We start from the raw sequence: 237 nt of genomic DNA on the forward strand, positions 1-237 counted from the left end.
ACCGACGATTGCCTTATTGGTTGTTGGCCTGTTCACTATATTCATTGTCATGCCTGTTGCCGGTGTAGTGTCAAGCGCTCTTGTAGGATCGATTACATGGGTACTAAACGTTGGGGGGGCTTTCTCAGGATTTATCTTAGGTCTTTTCTTCTTACCTATGGTTATGTTTGGACTACACCAAATTTTAACACCAATTCATATTGAAATGATTAATACATCTGGTTATACCCTTCTTTT

The 237-nt window shown here is 39.7% G+C and carries 1 pseudogene; it reads left to right on the forward strand.

The features are described 5' to 3' along the window. Positions 1-237, forward strand: a pseudogene (locus tag RYX56_RS25140) (PTS transporter subunit EIIC); the annotation flags it as partial.

The sequence above is a fragment of the Alkalihalophilus lindianensis genome, from assembly GCF_032843265.1.
Lineage (GTDB): Bacteria > Bacillota > Bacilli > Bacillales > Bacillaceae_D > Alkalihalophilus > Alkalihalophilus lindianensis.